The organism is Nocardioides ginkgobilobae (genome assembly GCF_054781275.1).
The window spans coordinates 352,353-370,264 of sequence record NZ_BAAGUS010000001.1 but is presented as its reverse complement, the minus strand read 5'-3'; the positions used below and the strand labels follow the sequence as shown (position 1 = coordinate 370,264).

Annotated in this window: 22 protein-coding genes; 15 read left to right on the top strand and 7 right to left on the bottom strand. The window is 73.0% G+C overall.

What is annotated here, in order from left to right:
- Positions 1-68: 68 nt before the first annotated feature.
- The 12 genes from ACYVID_RS01835 to ACYVID_RS01780 all read left to right on the top strand — a co-directional run bounded on the left by ACYVID_RS01835 (position 69) and on the right by ACYVID_RS01780 (position 8,729).
- Positions 69-650, top strand: a complete 582-nt coding sequence (locus ACYVID_RS01835) for an adenylate kinase (protein ID WP_460733860.1) — start codon at positions 69-71, stop codon at positions 648-650.
- 14 nt (positions 651-664) lie between these two features.
- Entirely contained in the window at positions 665-1,489 is an 825-nt protein-coding gene (gene map, locus ACYVID_RS01830) for a type I methionyl aminopeptidase (RefSeq protein ID WP_460733858.1), read from the top strand.
- 188 nt (positions 1,490-1,677) lie between these two features.
- A complete protein-coding gene (locus ACYVID_RS01825; protein ID WP_460733856.1) occupies positions 1,678-2,694 on the top strand; it encodes a TerC family protein in 1,017 nt (338 codons plus the stop codon).
- A 54-nt stretch (positions 2,695-2,748) separates the two neighbouring features.
- Entirely contained in the window at positions 2,749-3,819 is a 1,071-nt protein-coding gene (locus ACYVID_RS01820) for an LLM class flavin-dependent oxidoreductase (RefSeq protein WP_460733854.1), read from the top strand.
- Positions 3,820-4,056: 237 nt separating this feature from the next.
- On the top strand, positions 4,057-4,278 hold the full coding sequence (gene infA, locus ACYVID_RS01815; protein ID WP_011757309.1) for a translation initiation factor IF-1: 222 nt from the start codon (positions 4,057-4,059) through the stop codon (positions 4,276-4,278).
- Positions 4,279-4,346: 68 nt separating this feature from the next.
- Positions 4,347-4,460, top strand: coding sequence for a 50S ribosomal protein L36 (gene rpmJ / locus ACYVID_RS01810; RefSeq protein ID WP_300645678.1), 114 nt, complete (start codon positions 4,347-4,349; stop codon positions 4,458-4,460).
- Between the two features lie 170 nt (positions 4,461-4,630).
- Positions 4,631-5,005 (top strand): 30S ribosomal protein S13, encoded by a 375-nt coding sequence (gene rpsM / locus ACYVID_RS01805; RefSeq protein WP_300645676.1) that lies wholly within the window; start codon positions 4,631-4,633, stop codon positions 5,003-5,005.
- Between the two features lie 71 nt (positions 5,006-5,076).
- A complete protein-coding gene (gene rpsK, locus ACYVID_RS01800) occupies positions 5,077-5,484 on the top strand; it encodes a 30S ribosomal protein S11 (RefSeq protein ID WP_121256741.1) in 408 nt (135 codons plus the stop codon).
- A gap of 31 nt (positions 5,485-5,515) precedes the next feature.
- A complete protein-coding gene (gene rpsD, locus ACYVID_RS01795; protein ID WP_300645673.1) occupies positions 5,516-6,124 on the top strand; it encodes a 30S ribosomal protein S4 in 609 nt (202 codons plus the stop codon).
- Positions 6,125-6,287: 163 nt separating this feature from the next.
- The gene (locus ACYVID_RS01790) at positions 6,288-7,304 is read left to right on the top strand and encodes a DNA-directed RNA polymerase subunit alpha (protein WP_300645672.1); all 1,017 of its coding nucleotides are present in this window, start codon (positions 6,288-6,290) and stop codon (positions 7,302-7,304) included.
- A 177-nt stretch (positions 7,305-7,481) separates the two neighbouring features.
- Positions 7,482-8,027, top strand: a complete 546-nt coding sequence (gene rplQ / locus ACYVID_RS01785) for a 50S ribosomal protein L17 (RefSeq protein WP_460733850.1) — start codon at positions 7,482-7,484, stop codon at positions 8,025-8,027.
- 189 nt (positions 8,028-8,216) lie between these two features.
- Positions 8,217-8,729 (top strand): hypothetical protein, encoded by a 513-nt coding sequence (locus ACYVID_RS01780; RefSeq protein WP_460733848.1) that lies wholly within the window; start codon positions 8,217-8,219, stop codon positions 8,727-8,729.
- Positions 8,730-8,854: 125 nt separating this feature from the next.
- Here the strand turns inward: ACYVID_RS01780 and ACYVID_RS01775 are convergent, their stop codons facing one another.
- Positions 8,855-9,814, bottom strand: coding sequence for a ketopantoate reductase family protein (locus tag ACYVID_RS01775; RefSeq protein WP_460733846.1), 960 nt, complete (start codon positions 9,812-9,814; stop codon positions 8,855-8,857).
- On the bottom strand, positions 9,811-10,170 hold the full coding sequence (locus tag ACYVID_RS01770; RefSeq protein WP_460733844.1) for a GntR family transcriptional regulator: 360 nt from the start codon (positions 10,168-10,170) through the stop codon (positions 9,811-9,813). The genes ACYVID_RS01775 and ACYVID_RS01770 overlap by 4 nt, the downstream gene beginning before the upstream one ends.
- Positions 10,171-10,359: 189 nt before the next feature.
- Between ACYVID_RS01770 and ACYVID_RS01765 the strand changes: the two genes are divergently transcribed.
- Entirely contained in the window at positions 10,360-11,256 is an 897-nt protein-coding gene (locus ACYVID_RS01765) for a carbohydrate kinase family protein (protein WP_460733842.1), read from the top strand.
- A 77-nt stretch (positions 11,257-11,333) separates the two neighbouring features.
- Here ACYVID_RS01765 and ACYVID_RS01760 read toward each other — a convergent pair whose 3' ends face one another.
- Positions 11,334-12,617, bottom strand: coding sequence for an NAD(P)/FAD-dependent oxidoreductase (locus ACYVID_RS01760; RefSeq protein ID WP_460733840.1), 1,284 nt, complete (start codon positions 12,615-12,617; stop codon positions 11,334-11,336).
- 139 nt (positions 12,618-12,756) lie between these two features.
- Between ACYVID_RS01760 and truA the strand changes: the two genes are divergently transcribed.
- Entirely contained in the window at positions 12,757-13,632 is an 876-nt protein-coding gene (gene truA / locus ACYVID_RS01755; protein ID WP_460733838.1) for a tRNA pseudouridine(38-40) synthase TruA, read from the top strand.
- On the top strand, positions 13,629-14,234 hold the full coding sequence (locus ACYVID_RS01750; RefSeq protein WP_460733836.1) for a class I SAM-dependent methyltransferase: 606 nt from the start codon (positions 13,629-13,631) through the stop codon (positions 14,232-14,234). Before truA ends, ACYVID_RS01750 begins: the two co-directional genes overlap by 4 nt.
- Before the next feature lie 35 nt (positions 14,235-14,269).
- On the opposite strand, the gene ACYVID_RS01745 is transcribed toward ACYVID_RS01750, so the two are convergent.
- The 4 genes from ACYVID_RS01745 to ACYVID_RS01730 form a co-directional block, all read right to left on the bottom strand.
- Positions 14,270-14,947, bottom strand: a complete 678-nt coding sequence (locus ACYVID_RS01745) for a maleylpyruvate isomerase family mycothiol-dependent enzyme (RefSeq protein WP_460733834.1) — start codon at positions 14,945-14,947, stop codon at positions 14,270-14,272.
- Positions 14,948-15,174: 227 nt separating this feature from the next.
- Complete coding sequence (locus ACYVID_RS01740; RefSeq protein ID WP_460733832.1) at positions 15,175-16,131, bottom strand: alpha/beta hydrolase; 957 nt, start codon at positions 16,129-16,131, stop codon at positions 15,175-15,177.
- Positions 16,132-16,229: 98 nt separating this feature from the next.
- Complete coding sequence (locus tag ACYVID_RS01735) at positions 16,230-16,874, bottom strand: hypothetical protein (RefSeq protein ID WP_460733830.1); 645 nt, start codon at positions 16,872-16,874, stop codon at positions 16,230-16,232.
- Entirely contained in the window at positions 16,871-17,887 is a 1,017-nt protein-coding gene (locus ACYVID_RS01730; RefSeq protein WP_460733828.1) for a phosphatase PAP2 family protein, read from the bottom strand. Before ACYVID_RS01730 ends, ACYVID_RS01735 begins: the two co-directional genes overlap by 4 nt.
- Positions 17,888-17,912: the final 25 nt, after the last annotated feature.

Below are 17,912 nucleotides of genomic sequence, written 5' to 3'. Positions count from 1 at the left end.
CACCTCCGCCTTGCGCTGCACGCACCCGAACCACGCCTGTCGTCGCGACGGACTGAGGGAGGCCACTGATGCGCATGATCTTCATGGGGCCGCCCGGCGCCGGCAAGGGCACCCAAGCGACGGTCGTGGCGGGTCGCTTCGGCATCCCGGCGATCTCGACCGGCGACATCTTCCGCGCCAACGTCTCCGAGGGCACCCCGCTGGGCCTCGAGGCCAAGCGCTACATGGACGCGGGGGAGTACGTCCCCGACTCGGTGACCAACGAGATGGTGCGCAACCGGATCGCCGAGCCCGACGCCGAGCCCGGCTTCCTGCTCGACGGCTACCCGCGCACCCTGGCCCAGGTCGAGGAGCTCGACGGCATGCTCGCGGCCGCGGACCGGTCCCTCGACGTCGTGGTGGTCCTGACCGTCGACGCCGACGAGCTGGTCCAGCGGCTGCTCAAGCGCGCCGAGACCAGCGGCCGCTCCGACGACACCGAGGACGTCATCCGGCACCGCCAGGACGTCTACACCGAGCAGACCGCCCCGCTCATCGACGTCTACCGCGACCGGGGCCTCCTGCTTGAGGTCGACGGCCTCGGCGAGGTCGACGAGGTCTCCGCGCGCATCCTGTCCGCGCTGGACGACCGCGGCTCGGCCGCTTCCTGACGGCGTCGTACCGGATGGGACTGCTCGACCGCGGCCTGGAGATCAAGGACCCCGACCAGGTCCGGATGATGCGTCGCGCCGGGCTGGTCGTGGGGGAGACCCTGGAGCTGTTGCGGACCGAGGTCCGTGCGGGCATCAGCACCGGTGAGCTCGACGCCATCGCCGAGGACAGCATCCGCTCCCGCGGTGCCACGCCCTCCTTCAAGGGCTACCACGGCTTCCCCGCCTCGATCTGCGCCTCGGTGAACGACGAGGTCGTCCACGGGATCCCCGGAGGCCGGGTGCTGGCCGAGGGCGACGTCGTCTCCATCGACTGCGGCGCGATCGTCGAGGGTTGGCACGGCGACGCCGCCACCACCGTCGCGGTCGGCGAGGTGCCGGACGAGGTCACGCACCTGAGCGAGGTCACCCGCCAGGCCATGTGGCGCGGGATCGCCGCGGCCCGCCGCGGTGGGCGCGTCACCGACATCTCCCACGCGATCGAGAGCCACGTGCGGGCCAGCGGGGAGTTCGGCATCCTCGAGGACTACGTCGGCCACGGCATCGGCTCGGCCATGCACCTGCCGCCCAACGTCCCGAACTACGGCCGGCCCGGGCGCGGTCCGCGGCTCGTGGAGGGCCTGGCACTGGCGGTCGAGCCGATGGTGACCCTGGGCGGCAAGGAGACCGTGGTCCTGGAGGACGACTGGACCGTCGTCACCTCCGACGGCTCCTGGGCCGCCCACCACGAGCACACCTTCACGCTGACCGCCCACGGCGCGTGGGTGCTCACCGCTCTCGACGGCGGCGAGGCCGAGCTGACGGCGCTCGGCGTGCCCTTCGGGCCCCTGGCAGACTGAGCCCGGAGGCCGGTCGGATTCCTCCCACCCGGCCGGGTCGTGCCAGACTGCCCGGCGGCGGGGAGTATTCCCGTCACGGTGGTGTCGTCACCACGGTCGCCCTGTGCGGCCCGGTGCCACCGGCTCGCTCCGCGAGCGGAAGAGACCTCCGGCCGCTCGCCGTACCCTTCCACGCCTAGGAGTGACCCATGGACGTCTCCGCCCTCGAGTGGAGCATCACGATCGCAGTGACGATCGCGGTGCTCACCTTCGACGTGGTCGTGATCGCCCGCAACCCGCACGAGCCGTCGATGCGCGAGTGCACGATCGCCTTCATCGCCTACATGAGCGCGGCGGCCGTCTTCGGCTTCTGGGTGATGTTCTTCCACGGCGTCGACTACGGCGTGGACTACTTCACCGGCTTCATCGTCGAGAAGAGCCTCTCGGTCGACAACCTCTTCGTCTTCATCGTGCTGATGGCCGCGCTCAAGGTGCCCCGCAAGTACCAGCAGGAGGCCCTCATGGTGGGCATCATCCTGGCGCTGGTCTTCCGCGGCATCTTCATCGCGCTCGGCTACCAGCTGGTCAGCAACTTCAGCTGGGTCTTCTACCTCTTCGGCGCCTTCCTCGTGTACACCGCCGTCGGCCTCGTGCGCAGCTACCGCAAGCACGAGGAGGAGCACCCCGAGGACAACAAGGTCGTGAAGTGGGCCCAGACCCACCTCAACGTCGGCGAGGAGTACCGCGGCCTGAAGCTGTGGTGGAAGGACAACGGCGTCCGGGTCTACTCCCCGATGCTCATCGTCATCCTCGCCCTCGGCGTCACCGACATCCTCTTCGCGCTCGACTCGATCCCGGCGATCTTCGGCATCACCGACGAGCCGTACCTCGTCTTCACCGCCAACGTGTTCGCCCTGATGGGCCTGCGCCAGCTCTACTTCCTCATCGGTGGCCTGCTCAAGCGTCTGGTCTACCTGTCCCTGGGCCTGGCCTTCATCCTCGGCTGGATCGGCGTGAAGCTCTTCATCCACGCCGCCTACAAGAGCGGGCTGATCGACTGGGAGGTCCCGACGCTGTTGAGCCTCGTGGTCATCCTGGTGGCGCTCACCATCACCGCGGTCGCCAGCCTCGCCAAGTCCAAGGGCGAGGACGACGAGGTCGTGGCGACCGACGGCGGCGCCGCTGTCCCGCCGGCCCCGCAGCCGGCCGAGCGCGGCGAGGACTGAGCCCCGGCTGCACCTGCACGGAACACGGTGGGGGCCGCGGACGTTGTCACCACGATGACCTCCGCAGCCCCCGCCCTGTCCGTCCTCGACCTGGTGCCCGTGCGCACCGACCAGACGACCACCGACGCCGTGTCGGCCGGCCTGGCCCTCGCGCAGGTGGCCGACGACCTCGGCTACCGCCGCTACTGGGTCGCCGAGCACCACAACATGCCGGCGGTGGCGGCCACCAACCCGCCCGTGCTGATGGCCATGCTGGCCGCCGCCACCCGACGGATCCGGGTCGGCTCGGGCGGGGTGATGCTGCCCAACCACGCGCCGCTCGTCGTCGCCGAGCAGGTCGCCCTGCTCGAGGCCGCGTTCCCGGGGCGGATCGACCTCGGCATCGGCCGGGCCCCCGGCACCGACCCGGTCACCTCCTACGCCCTGCGCCACGGCGCGGGCGGGGTCAGCGACGAGGCGGTGCAGCACTTCCCGCAGTACGTCCAGGACGTGCTGGCGATGATGGCGCCCGAGGGCGTGCAGGTCTCGGTCGCCGGTCGCACCCAGCCGCTGCGGGCCACGCCCGGCGCCACCTCGGTGGCCGACGTCTGGCTGCTGGGTTCCTCGGACTACTCCGCCCGGCTGGCCGCCCAGCTGGGCCTGCCCTACGTCTTCGCCCACCACTTCTCCGGGCAGGGGACGCTGGAGGCGCTCGAGCTCTACCGCAGCAGCTTCCGGCCGTCGGCCCACCTGGACGCCCCGCGCACCTTCCTCACCGTCAACGCCGTCGTCGCGGAGTCCTCGGTGGAGGCGCGCCGGCGGGCCCTGCCCAACCAGCTCATGATGCTGGCGCTGCGCACCGGCCAGCCGCTGGGACCCCAGCTGCTGGTGGAGGAGGCCGAGAAGGTCGAGCTCTCCCCGCAGCAGGGCGAGGTGCTCGAGCGGATGGCGCAGCGCTGGATCGTCGGCGACCCCGCAGGGGCGGGGGAGCAGCTGGAGCGGCTGGTGGCGACGTACGAGGTCGACGAGGTGATGGTGCACCCGGTGGCCGGGGCCCACGTGGGCACCGAGCCGGGGACCGCGCCCGCCCGCGAGGAGACCCTGCGGCTGCTGGCCGATTGGGTCTCGACGGCGGCGAGGGGCTAGACTCGCCCGTCGGCCCAACGTGGGTCTGTCTCGTGGTGCCTCGCGGCTGCCCGGACGCACCTGGACGAGCTCCTCGCGGAGCGCTTCCAGCGCGTGCCGGGTGAGGTGCCCGGACGGCTGCACGAGGTCCACCCGTGCCCGGTCCCAGACCTGGCGGGGGAGGTTCCCGGGCCACCCGCGCGACACCCGTCGCGCGGTGCACCAAGGTAGATCGACCGACAACGGATTGTGGAGGACATGCCGAAGAAAGAAGGCGTGATCGAGATCGAGGGCACCGTCGTGGAGGCCCTGCCGAATGCCATGTTCCGCGTCGAGCTGAGCAACGGGCACAAGGTTCTCGCCCACATCAGCGGCAAGATGCGCCAGCACTACATCCGGATCCTCCCCGAGGACCGCGTGGTGGTGGAACTCTCGCCGTACGACCTCACCCGGGGTCGGATCGTCTACCGGTACAAGTAAGCCGACGCACGGGGGCTCCGCCCCCGTGTGCCCCCGGACCGCCGGGGGGCAACCGGAAAGGGCCTCACATGAAGGTCAAGCCCAGCGTCAAGAAGATCTGCGACAAGTGCCAGGTGATCCGTCGCCACGGCCGCGTCATGGTGATCTGCGAGAACCCGCGGCACAAGCAGCGCCAGGGCTGATCACTCCGCCCAGCACCGCCGCCGCACCACACAACTGAACACACCTACAACGTGATCGCTCAGCCGCCCCCCGGGGCGGTCAACCACCTCCGGAGCAGACGGCCGGAGCCGGCGTGAGAGCCGGACGCGACACGACCGAGACCGCTGCGCACCACTGAAAGGCCATCGACATGGCACGCCTCGTCGGTGTCGACCTCCCGCGCGACAAGCGCATCGAGATCGCACTCACCTATATCTACGGCATCGGCCGTACCACCGCCCAGAAGCTGCTCGCCGAGACCGGCGTGGACCCCAACACCCGGGTGCACGCCCTCGGCGACGAGGAGCTGGTCAAGCTCCGCGACGCGATCGAGGCCTCCTACAAGATCGAGGGTGACCTCCGTCGCGAGGTCCAGGCCGACATCCGCCGCAAGATCGAGATCGGCAGCTACCAGGGCCGCCGCCACCGCATGGGTCTGCCCGTGCGCGGCCAGCGGACCAAGACCAACGCGCGCACCCGCAAGGGCCCCAAGCGCACGGTTGCCGGCAAGAAGAAGGCGAAGTGACGCCGGCTCGCTCGAGCCGCGCGTCCCGCTGACTTCCGATCAGACTCGACCAGAGACCTCAGGAGAAACGCATGCCTCCCAAGAGCCGCACCGCGGCCGGCGCCAAGAAGGTGCGCCGCAAGGAGAAGAAGAACATCGCTCAGGGCGAAGCCCACATCAAGAGCACGTTCAACAACACCATCGTCACGATCACCGACCCGACCGGCGCGGTGATCTCGTGGGCGTCCGCCGGCACCGTCGGCTTCAAGGGCTCCCGCAAGTCCACCCCGTTCGCCGCGCAGATGGCCGCCGAGGCCGCTGGGCGCCGCGCGATGGAGCACGGCATGAAGAAGATCGACGTCTTCGTCAAGGGCCCCGGCTCCGGTCGTGAGACCGCGATCCGCTCCCTGGGTGCCATCGGCCTCGAGGTCGGCACCATCCAGGACGTCACCCCCACGCCGCACAACGGCTGCCGCCCGCCCAAGCGCCGCCGCGTCTGACGCGCACGAAGCGAACAGGAGAACTTGAGAGATGGCCCGTTACACCGGCCCCATGACCCGCAAGTCCCGCCGCCTCGGCGTGGACCTCGTCGGTGGCGACGCTGCGTTCGAGCGTCGTCCCTACGCCCCCGGCCAGCACGGCCGTGCGCGCGTGAAGGAGAGCGAGTACCGCTCGCAGCTGCAGGAGAAGCAGAAGGCCCGCTTCACCTACGGCGTGATGGAGAAGCAGTTCTACAACTACTACGCCGAGGCCTCGCGCCGCAGCGGCAAGACGGGTGACAACCTGCTCCAGCTGCTCGAGTGCCGCCTCGACAACGTGGTCTACCGGGCCGGCTTCGCCCGCACCCGCCGCCACGCCCGCCAGCTGGTCAACCACGGCCACTTCCTGGTCAACGGCAAGAAGGTCGACATCCCGTCGTACCAGGTCTCGGCCCACGACATCATCGACGTGCGCGAGAAGTCCCTGGAGATGACCCCGTTCATCGTGGCTCGCGAGACCCACGGCGAGCGGATCGTGCCGGCCTGGCTGCAGGTCCTGCCGAACCGGATGCGCATCCTCGTGCACCAGCTCCCGATCCGCGCCCAGATCGACATCCCGGTCCAGGAGCAGCTGATCGTGGAGTTCTACTCCAAGAAGTGAACCGTCGGGGGCTCCGCCCCCGACAACCCCCGCTGGGGCTCCGCCCCAGACCCCCGTGGTCGTGACCACGGGGGGCCGGGGGGCTCCGCCCCAGCTCCACCTTCCTTCCACCTCGCAGTTCGGGCCCGTCAAATAGCGGTCGGACCCGGAAAGGAAAGAACAAGTGCTCATCGCACAGCGCCCCACCCTGTCGGAAGAGACCGTCGACGAGTTCCGCTCGCGCTTCGTCATCGAGCCCCTGGAGCCCGGTTTCGGCTACACCCTCGGCAACTCGCTGCGTCGCACCCTGCTCAGCTCGATCCCCGGTGCCTCGGTCACGAGCATCAAGATCGACAACGTCCTGCACGAGTTCTCCACGGTGGAGGGCGTGAAGGAGGACGTCACCGAGATCATCCTCAACCTCAAGGCCCTCGTCGTCTCCTCCGAGCACGACGAGCCGGTCACGATGTACCTGCGCAAGTCCGGTGCCGGTGACGTCACCGCCGCCGACATCGCGCCCCCGGCCGGTGTCGAGGTGCACAACCCCGACCTGAAGATCGCCACCCTGTCCGACAAGGGCAAGCTGGAGATGGAGCTGGTCGTCGAGCGCGGCCGCGGCTACGTCTCGGCCGTCCAGAACAAGGGCGCCGACAACGAGATCGGCCGGATGCCCGTCGACTCGATCTACAGCCCCGTGCTGAAGGTGACCTACAAGGTCGAGGCCACCCGAGTCGAGCAGCGCACCGACTTCGACAAGCTGGTCATCGACGTCGAGACCAAGCCCTCTATCCGTCCCCGCGACGCGCTCGCCTCGGCGGGCAAGACCCTCGTCGAGCTGTTCGGCCTGGCCCGTGAGCTCAACGTCGAGGCCGAGGGCATCGACATCGGCCCCTCGCCCGTCGACGAGCAGCTCGCCGCCGACCTCGCCCTCCCGGTCGAGGACCTGCAGCTGACCGTCCGGTCCTACAACTGCCTCAAGCGCGAGGGCATCCACACCGTGGGTGAGCTCATCGGTCGCTCGGAGCAGGACCTGCTCGACATCCGCAACTTCGGTGCGAAGTCGATCGACGAGGTCAAGGCCAAGCTGGTCGAGATGGGTCTGTCCCTCAAGGACAGCGCGCCCGGCTTCGACCCGCACGCCGCCCTGGCGGCGTACTCCGACGACGAGGATGACGCCTTCGTCGAGGACGAGCAGTACTGACCTGCACACCGCTGGCACGCACCTGGCGGCGTTGTCGGTCGGTCGACGACCAAACCCGGGTCGCCTTCCCTCCCTCCGCCTTGCCAGCTACGCACCAGCGGCGCGCAGGCCGCGCACCATCCCACTGAGAAACATCTACTCCGGTACCTGGTACGGCCGGGGAGAATCGAGAGAGACATGCCCAAGCCCACCAAGGGTCCCCGCCTCGGCGGCAGCCCCGCCCACCAGCGGCTGATCCTGTCCAACCTGGCCACCCAGCTCTTCGAGCACGGTCGCATCACCACCACCGAGTCGCGCGCCCGTGCGCTGCGCCCGCTGGCGGAGAAGCTGATCACCAAGGCCAAGAAGGGCGACCTGCACCAGCGTCGCGAGGTCCTCAAGACCATCCGTGACAAGGGCGTCGTGCACGTCCTCTTCACCGAGATCGCCCCGACCTTCTCGGAGCGTCCCGGTGGCTACACCCGGATCACCAAGCTCGGGCCCCGCAAGGGCGACAACGCCCCCATGGCCGTCATCGAGCTCGTGACCGAGGCCTACGACCCGAAGCCGGCCCGCGTGAAGACCACGCCCGCCCCGGCCGCCGCCCCCGTCGAGGAGCCGGCTGCCGAGGAGACCGAGGTCGAGGCGCCGGCCGAGGAGACCGAGGCCCCCGAGGAGACCGAGGCCCCCGAGGCTGCCGCGGAGGAGACCGAGGCTCCGGCCGAGGACGCCGACAAGGCCTGATCCACCCCTGCACCACCGCACGACGCCCCGCCCGGGTCACCGGGCGGGGCGTTCGTCGTCGGGGGCGGCTCCGGACGGCGTACGACGCTGCTGGCGCGGCGAGCGCTGTGTGGCCGGCGTCGCACCCGGTGTGGGCACCGTCATGCCCCCTGCGGGATCACCTCGTCAGTGCACGAGCGTTGACTGGACATGACCACCTCGCACCGCACCCCGGCCCGTGGCCCCCGCAGCGCCCGCCTCCGTGCCGCCTCCGCGGGCGTGTTCGCCGCGACCCTCACGGCGCTCGCCGTGCCCACCCTGGCCACGCCCGCGGCTGCCGCCCCCGCGGCCGGCGCGAGCGCGAGCGACGGGGTCGTGTCGCTGCTCGGCGGCGACGAGGGGAGCCCCAGCGCGCGCGTCCAGGGGCGCGACGGTCGCCTGGGCGCCGGCTGCCAGGACTACCCGGTCCGCTACGCCGTGGACGGTGCGGAGGACGACTGGTTGCTCGAGCTCGTCGTCTCGGACCGCGCGGGCGACGAGGTCGCCTCGGTGTCCCTCCACGGCGTGGACGTCGCCGCGAAGGGCCGCACCGAGATCACCCTGTGCCGGGCGTCGGTCCGTGCGGGCCGGTTCTCGGTGGAGGGCGTGCTGACCGAGCGTGCCGGGTACGAGCAGGTCGAGCACCCGGTCGAGGGCGACACCTTCTGGCTCAAGCGCGGCTGAGCCACCGCGGGGGCCCGGCCCGCCGAGGCGCCAGGTCCGAACCCTCGAGACGTCAACTCAGCACCTGCGGCCGGTCGAGCCGCGACCGGTGCGGGCGTGCGCGCACGCGGCCGGTCCGGCGGTGGTCAGAGCCGGGCCAGGACCGTCGAGGCGTCGAGGGAGCGTGGCCGCCCGCGGCTCGCGGCCAGGGCCTGCACGTCGCTGAGCACGGCCGCGTTGGCAGGGGTCGCCACGGCGTACCTCGCGCCGAGGCGGACGACCTCGCCGTTGAGGAGGTCCGCCTCGGTGTCGCCCGTGCCGCGCTGGATGCTCTGCCAGGTCGAGCTCCCGGCCTCGTCGCGACGGACCAGGGGACGCAAGAGCTCGCCACGGCGGACCCGGTCCTCCTCCTCGCCCACCACGGGGAGCCCGGCGGCCGCGAAGGCGGCGACACCCTCCCGTCGCACCTGGTCGACGAGCTCGTCGGCCTCGGGGCCCTCCCGGTAGGCCGCGTCGACGGCGTTGCCGAGGTTGAGCAGCAGCTTGCGGCGCTTCCAGGCCATGACGTCCTCGCGCGGCACCGAGTCGAACCCCGCGGCGACGAGGTCCGCGGCGACCGCGCGGTCGACGTGGTCGAGGCCGCCGGTGGCCAGACCGAGGTCGAGCAGGCCGGGGCGCCCGAGGGAGTGCAGCACCACCGAGCCCGGGCGCAGGCTGCTGGCCGGCATCATCACGACCACCCCGTGCACGGTGGCCGGGTCGCGGTGCGCGAGCAGCAGCCGCTCGTTGGCCACGGAGTTCTGCAGGCACAGCACGGGGACGTGGGCGGGGACGTGGGCCAGGGCCGGGAGCAGGTCGGGCGTGTGCTGCGACTTCACCGCGAGGACCAGGACGCTCTGCCGGTCCCAGGTCGCCTCGTGCAGCCCGGCCAGCGTGGGCACCGGGACGGCGCGCGCGCCCTCACCCACCGCGAGATCGAGGCCGTCGGCCCGCAGGGCGGCCAGAGTCCGCCCGCGCGCGACGAGCTGCACGTCGCGACCTGCCTCGTGGAGCAGCGCGGCGGTGCCGCCACCGACGGCGCCGGCCCCGACCACGACGTACCTCACCGGCGCCAGGCCTCCTCCAGCAGACGGGTCGCCTCGTCGAGACCGAGCCCGAGCCGGCGGGCCTCGACGGCGTACGTCGTGGCCGCGGCGCGGGCGTCGCTGCTGGTGGCGGCCGCACCGCTGCGGACGAACGTGCCGCGGCGGCCCTCGGTGACGACCACGCCGTCGGCCTCGAGCTCCTTGTAGGCCCGTGCGACGGTGCCCGCGGCCACGCCCAGCTGCTCGGCCAGGGCCCGGACCGTCGGCAGCCGGGTGCCGGCGGCCAGGTCGCCCGATGCCGCGCGGGTCGCCACCTGGCGGCGCAGCTGCTCGAAGGGCGGGTCGGCCGAGCCGGGGTCGAGGGCGTGGATCGTCACCCGCGGCACGGTAGGGCATCGGCTCCGCCCACCTGCGGGTCGAGGTGCGGGTCGAGGTGCGGGTCGAGGTGCGGGTCGAGGTGCAGGGACGCGGTGGGGCGCGTGCCGGGACCTCGACGCAGGCCTCGACCCTGGCCACAGGACGCACCTCGACCACGGGACGGGGCCCGACGTGCTAGACAACCCGCCATGGAACCGGACGTGCTGGTGGTCGGGGAGGCTCTCGTCGACGTGGTGCACGCGGCCGACGGCACGGTCGTGGAGCGGGCCGGCGGCAGCGCGGCCAACGTCGCGGTGGCGCTGGCGAGGCTGGGGCGGCGGGTGCGGTTCGCGACGGCGTACGCCGACGACGAGCGTGGCGCGGTGCTGGCCGACCACCTGGCGCGTGCCGGGGTGGCGCTCGCCGCGGACCCGCACGTCGTGGTGCGCAGCTCCTCGGCGGTGGCGACGATCGGCCCGGACGGGTCGGCGTCCTACGAGTTCGACGTCGACTGGCGCCTGGGCCCGGTCCCCGACGAGCCCGTGCCGCAGGCCGTGCACGTCTGCTCCCTGGGGGCGGTGCTCGCGCCGGGTGCGGACTCGGTGCGTGGGCTGGTGGAGCGGCTGCGGCCACGGGCGACGGTGACCTACGACGTCAACGCGCGGCCCTCGATCACCGGCACCGGGGCGGACGTCGTGGCGACGGTGGAGAGGCTCGTCGCGCTCGCCGACGTCGTCAAGGTCAGCGACGAGGACCTCGAGGTGCTGTGGCCCGACCTGCCCGTCGACGCCGCGGCCGACCGGCTCGCCGGGCTGGGACCCCGCGCGGTCGTGGTGACGCGCGGCGGCGAGGGAGCGACCTGGGTCGAGACCGGACGCCGGATCAGCGTGGACGCCCGGCCGGTCACGGTGGCCGACACGATCGGCGCGGGGGACACCTTCGCCGCGGCGCTGGTCGACGGGCTCTGGACGCACGGCCTGCTGGGTGGGCGGTTGGAGTCACCGGCCGAGTCGGTCGTGCAGGACCTGCTGGCACACGCCGGTCGCGCGGCCGCGGTGACGGTGTCGCGGCCCGGTGCGGACCCGCCGTACCGCCACGAGCTCTGAGCCACCCGGCCTCGGGACCGGGCCGGCAGGTCCTTCCGGGAGGACGCGCCGGTCCGGCGAGGACGGCTGTGACGGGGTCAGGTGAGGTAGGCGTGGACGAGGGGGACGACGGAGGCGCCCTCGCCGGCGGCCGCCGCGACCCGCTTCATCGAGCCGGCGCGGATGTCGCCGACGGCGAAGACCCCCGGGACCGTGGTCGCGAGCTCGGCCGGCGGGAGGCCCTCGACCCAGTGCTCGCGCGGCACGTCGCGGCCGGTCAGCACGAAGCCGCGGTCGTCGCGCGCCACGTCCGAGGGCAGCCACTCGCAGTGCGGCTCGGCGCCCAGCAGCAGGAACAGCCCCTGGGCAACCACCCGCTCCACCGCACCTGAGCGCACGTCCTCCAGCGCCAGCCACTCCAGCCGCGCCTCCCCGCCGCCGTCGACGACCCGGGTGAAGGCGCGCACGGTGACGCGGCTGTTGTGCTCGATCTCGTTGACGAGGTAGCTCGACATCGTCTCCACGAGCGACTCCCGCCGCACCAGGATCGTGACCGAGGCGGCGAAGCGCGCGAGGTGGACCGCAGCCTGGCCGGCGGAGTTCCCGCCGCCCACGACGAAGACGTCCTGGCCTTCCATCTCGCGCGCCGCGGTCATGGCCGCGCCGTAGTGGACCCCGCGCCCGACCAGCTCCTCGAGCGGCTCGACCCGCAGCCGTCGGTAGGCCACGCCCGTGGCGACGACGACCGTGCGGGCGCGCACGTCGCCCCCGTCGGTGCGCACCACGTGCGGTGCGCCGCCGCGGCCGACCTCCAGCGCCGAGACCTCCCATCCGGTGAAGAAGCGGGTGCCGAAGCGGAGCGACTGGTTGCGGGCACGCTGGGCCAGCCGCATCCCGGAGATGCCTCGGGGGAAGCCGAGGTAGTTGCGGATCATCGAGCTCGTGCCGGCCTGGCCGCCGATCGCCTCGGCCTCGACGACGACCGTCGAGAGGCCCTCCGACGCGGCGTACACCGACGCGGCCAGCCCGGCCGGCCCCGCGCCGACGACCGCTACGTCGACGGTGCCGCTGACCTCGAGGTCGCCCGGCGCGCCGTACATCATCGCCGCGACGTCGCGGACGCTGCGCGCACGGACCCCGGGGCGCTCGACCATGTGGACGAGGGGGTAGTCAGGCTCGTTGGGCCCCGCCACGGGGTGCATCGAGCGGAGCGTCAGGCCGACCTCGCTCTCCGGGTCGTAGACCCGGTGCGGCATCCCCATGCGGTCCAGGAAGTCGCGGATCGCCAGCACCAGGCCGTCCTGCTCGGCAGCCACGATCTTGACCGTCACGACCTCGGCCTCGGCGACGGTCGACCCCCAGTCCGAGAGCAGCTCGGTCACGGCGTGGTGGAACTCCTCGTCGCGGGCGCCGCGGGGCCCGTGGGGGTGCTCACGCCCGCAGCCTAGGTTCGGGGACCCACCCGCGGTGTCACGCGCAGGTGAATTGTCCGCGGGTCGCCCGGCACGGGAGGATGGGCCGGTGCGGCTGCGGATCGACCTCGCCTACGACGGCTCCGGCTTCCACGGGTGGGCCGCCCAGCCGGGGCTGCGGACGGTCCAGGGCGAGGTGGAGCAGGCGCTGGCGGTCGCGCTGCGCCGTCGTACGCCGACGGGCGGGTTGCTGCGCGCGCCCGTCGTGTGCGCGGGTCGCACCGACACCGGGGTGCACGCGCGCGGCCAGGTGCTGCACGTGGACACGACCGCCGAGGAGCTGGCCGCCTCCGCCGGCCGCTCGCCCGAGCCCCCGCTGGAGGCGCTGCAGCGCCGGCTGGCCGGCATCCTCCCGGCCGACGTCGTGGTGCGCCGCGTCGTCGAGGCGCCCGCGGGCTTCGACGCGCGGTTCTCGGCGACCTGGCGGCGCTACGCCTACCGGGTCGCGGACCGTCCTGCGTCCGTCGACCCGCTGACCCGCTCGCACGTGCTGTCGTGGTCGCGACCGCTGTCGCTCGACGCGCTCGCCGAGGCATCCGCGCCGCTGCTGGGGCTCCACGACTTCGCGGCGTTCTGCAAGCAGCGCGAGGGCGCGACCACCGTGCGGACCCTGCTCGACCTGTCGTGGGTCCGCCGCCCCGACGGGGTGCTGGAGGCGACGGTGCGCGCGGACGCCTTCTGCCACTCGATGGTGCGCGCGCTCGTCGGCTGCCTGCTGGCCACGGGGGAGGGTCGGCGCCCGGTCGGGTGGCCGGCCTCGGTGCTCGCCTCCGCGAGCCGCTCCCCGGAGGTCACCGTCGCGCCGGCGCACGGGCTGACGCTCGAGGAGGTCGCCTACCCCGACGACGAGGAGCTGGCCGCGCGGGCCGAGCAGACCCGGGCCCGCAGGGCGCCCGTCGCCGCGGCCGCGGAGGAGGACGCGTGAGCGAGGACGAGCACTACTTCACCGCCGACCCCTCGGTGCCCTTCCGGCGCGAGCCGGTCGAGGTGTCGGTGTGGGGCGTCGACCTCCGGCTGGACACGGGGTCGGGGGTCTTCGCCCGGGGCCGGCTCGACTCCGGCACCGCCGTGCTCTTCCGCGAGACCGAGCCGCCTGCCTCGGGCCGGGTCCTGGACCTGGGCTGCGGCTACGGCGTGATCGGGTTGGCTGCCGCCGTCGCCTCGCCGGCGGTGAGCGTCACCGCGGTCGACGTCAACGAGCGCGCGGTGCTGCTGGCCCGGGAGAACGCCGCCGCGCTCGGGGTCGCCGACCGCTACGTCGCGGCGGTCCCCACCGAGGTCGACCCCGCGGCGACGTACGACGAGATCTGGTCCAACCCGCCCATCCGGATCGGCAAGGAGGCGCTGCACGAGCTGCTGCTCACCTGGCTGCCGCGGCTGGTGCCCGGGGGGCGGGCCGTCATGGTCGTCGGCAAGAACCTGGGGGCGGACTCACTGCAGCGGTGGCTGGGGGAGCAGGGGTGGCCGACGACGAGGCTGGCTTCAGCGAAGGGGTTCCGGGTGCTGGAGACGCGCCGGGCCGAGTGAGGGCGGGCCGGTGGGTCAGCCGCTCAGTCAGCCGGTCAGGGCGTGATCGGGTGCGCGAGCAGCTCGGCCGCGACCGGATCCGCGGTGGTGGTGCGGTGCCACAGCAGCAGGAGCAGCTCCTCGGCGGTCGCCGCGACCTCCACCAAGGGAGCGCCGTCGCCCAGCCGGAGCGGATCGGCGTCGACGTCGGTCGCCCGAAGCAGCAGCGTGGCCGGCAGCGGCTCCATCCGGGCCAGCCGCACCTGGCGGAGGTAGAAGGTCTCCTCGACCTCCAGCACGCCGTCCCACGCCACGACCGGGTCGATGGCCCACTCCTGCGTCCGGCCGGCGGCGGCGAGCACGTCGCGGGTGTGGATGAGCGTCTCGTGGGTCTGTCGCCGGGCCCACCAGGCGACCGTCCCGACGCGGCGGCCGAAGGTCCAGGCGGGGTCGGTGGGCTCGCGCTCGGTCACGGTCTCGAGCAGGTCGCCGGCGTGCCCGGCGTACCACGCAGGCAGGGTGCTGAGGTCGCTCGGCGCCGGCTCGGGGGTGCCCTCGGGGTTCTGCTCGACGATGGCGTGCCGCGCCCACTGGTGGATGCTGCCGACGTGCTCGACCAGGTCGGCCACGCACCACTCAGGGCACGCCGGCACCGCGGCGGTGAGGTCGACCTCGGCGGCGAGCCGGGCGAGGTCGGTCGTGGCGCCGGAGAGCAACGTGTTCCAGTCGAGCATCTCGCCATCCAAGCAGCCCGGGCGCCGGTGCGCCGTGACCCAGCGCACGCAGCTCTGGCGCAGGCCGGTTGCGGCGCCCCTGCGACCGCGGCGCCTCGTCGTCGCGTCTGCGCCGAGTGAGCGTCGAACGGGCGCCGAGTGAGTGTCGAACGGGCGCCGAGTGAGTGTCGAACGGGCGCCGAGTGAGTGTCGAACGGGCGCCGAGTGAGTGTTGAACCAGCGCCGAGTCAGCGGTGGAGCAGCTCCCCGAAGAGGCGGCAGGTCTCGGCGACGGCGGCGTCGGCGGCCGGGGAGTGCCGGCCCATGTCGACGAAGCCGTGGATCAGCCCGGTGAAGCGGCGGTGCTCGACGTGCACGCCGGCCTCGGCGAGGGCGTGGGCGTAGGCGTCACCGTCGTCGCGGAGCGGGTCGAACTGGGCGGTGACGACCACCGCCGGTGCGAGCCCGGACAGCTCGCCGAGCCGGGGGGAGAGCCGCGGGTCGGTGGGGTCGACGGCGGAGGCGTCGGGCCCGGCGTACTGCCGGCCGAACCAGGCCATCGTCTCGGCGTCGAGGAAGTAGCCCTCGGCGTTGTCGCGGAAGGACTCGGTGTCGGCGCCCATCTCGGTGACGGGGTAGATCAGCAGCTGCGCGGTCAGCGGGTGCCCGGCGTCGCGCAGGTGCTGGGCGGCCACGGCGGCCAGGTTGCCGCCGGCGGAGTCGCCGGCCACGCCGGTGCGCTCGGAGCCGCCGAGCTCGTCGAGGTGCGCCACCATCCAGTCCGCGGCGGCGAGGGTGTCCTCGACGGCGGCCGGGAACGGGTGCTCGGGGGCGAGGCGGTAGTCGACGGAGACGACCACGGCGCGGGAGTCGCGGGCGATCGTGCGGCAGGCCAGGTCGTGGGTGTCCAGGTCACCGATGACGAAGCCGCCGCCGTGCAGGAACAGCACCGTCGGCAGCGGGCCGTCGGCCTCGGGGCGGTAGACCCGTGCCGGCCGCGGGCCGGCGCCGCCGGGGACCTTGCGCTCCTCGACCGAGGCCATCGGCGGGAGCAGCGAGTCGTCGCGCAGGTCGACGGCGAGCGTGCGGAAGCCCGCGCGGGCCTCCTCGGGGGTCTGCTCCCACATCGGCGGCGCGCCGGCCGCGGCGAGGAAGGAGAGCAGGGCCCCGGTGGCGGGGTCGAGGTCGGGGTGCAGGTCGGTCACGGGGCCACTGTGCCAGGCCGGCGGTCGCGGCGGTCCGACCCGCGGGGTGGGCGTGCCCGGGGACCGCCCGGCACCCGGCGTACGACGGTGATCGAGGCTCAGGCCGCGCGGAGGGTCTCCTCGACCAGGTCGGCGACCTCCGCGGCGTCCTCGGCCCGGGCGGCCGAGACGCTGATGATGACGAGCTGGTCCCCGACCTCGACGTAGAGCTGCTCGCCGCGCACCTCGAGCCCGCCGGAGGACACGGTGTACTCCGCGCGCAGGCCCTCCAGGTCGCCCTCGATCGCGGTGATGTCGCCGACCTCGTCGGCGAAGGCCATCAGGTCGGGGCGGATGCCCTCGGGCTCGGGCAGCCCTCCGGAGGGCAGGGGCTGCTCGATGAGGTTGACGTTGGTGAGGAAGCCGTCCACCGCACCACCGGGGGCGGCGGCGTAGAGCTCGACGGCGTCCATCTGGACGGCGAGCTGCTCCGGGGTCACGCCCAGCCGCTCGGACATCTCCTCGAGCATCGGGTTGGCATCGGAGCCGACGCGGTCGCCCATGGCCTCCTGGTCGAGGACGGCCCAGCCGTCGGGCAGCTCGAACGTGACCAGGTCGGTGCCGACCTCCTCGCCGCCCTCGACGGTGCTCTCGACCTCGACCCCGTCGACGGGGCTGTCGTCGTCACCCCCGCAGGCGGCGAGGCCGAGGGGGAGGAGCAGGCAGAGCAGGGGCAGCAGCGCGGCGCGCCGGGATCGCGTCATGCGAGGACGGTACCGCCGGACGCACCGGCGAGCGGACCGCCCTCCACGGGGCCGGACCGGCGGCGCTCCCAGCGACCCACGAGCACCACCACGGCGAGTGCCAGGGCCGCTCCGGCGACGATGTCGACGACGTAGTGCTCGGCGAAGTAGACCAGCGCCAGCGACATCGCCGCGGGGTAGGCCAGCAGCAGCCAGCGCGAGGGGTGCCGCAGCCGCTGCACGCCGTGGATCGCGACGAGGAAGGCGATGCCGGCGTGGAGGGACGGCATCGCCGCGACCGGGTTGCCCATGCCCTGCAGCACGATGTTGGCGCGGTCCAGGCCGGTGCCGGCCCAGCCCCTGCTGGTGATCCGCTCGACCGCGCCCATGGCACCGTCCTGCGACGCCATCCACGGCGGCGCCATGGGGTAGACGAGGTAGATGACCAGCGCGGCGTAGTTGATGGCGAGGTAGCGGCGCATCCAGGTCCACCAGTGCCCGCGGTCGCGCACCCACAGCACCGCCGCGAGGGTCAGGCCCACGAGGAAGTGCGAGGCGTAGACCGTGGTGAGCACCCGGTCCCACCACCGTGGAGGCAGGTCCCGCGTGCACGGGTCGCCGCACCACGCCTGCTGCAGCACCTCGGTCGGGATGGCGTCCCACCCGACCAGCCCGGCCAACCAGGTGTCGACGTCGATCGGCATCTGCACGTGGACGGGCAGCCCGAGCTCGTCGACCAGGCCCCGGGTGAACCAGTAGACGACCAGGCCCAGCAGCACCGGCCACCAGTCGCGGGGGAAGCGCAGGTGCCAGTCACGCGGCGCCTGCACGTCCCAGGCGACGAAGGCGCCCCAGATCCACAGGAAGACCCCGATGGGGTCGTTGGGGATGCCGATGGTGCTCGACCAGGCCACGAGGAGCACGAGGTACGCCGAGACGGCCAGGGTCCGGGCCCGGGCGCCCGTCTCGGGGCGCACGCGGGGACCGGCCTGGCCGTCGTGGGCGCGCTGGGGTCGCTCGGTCGTCCCGGACATGCCGGGAGTCTAGGGACAGGTCTTG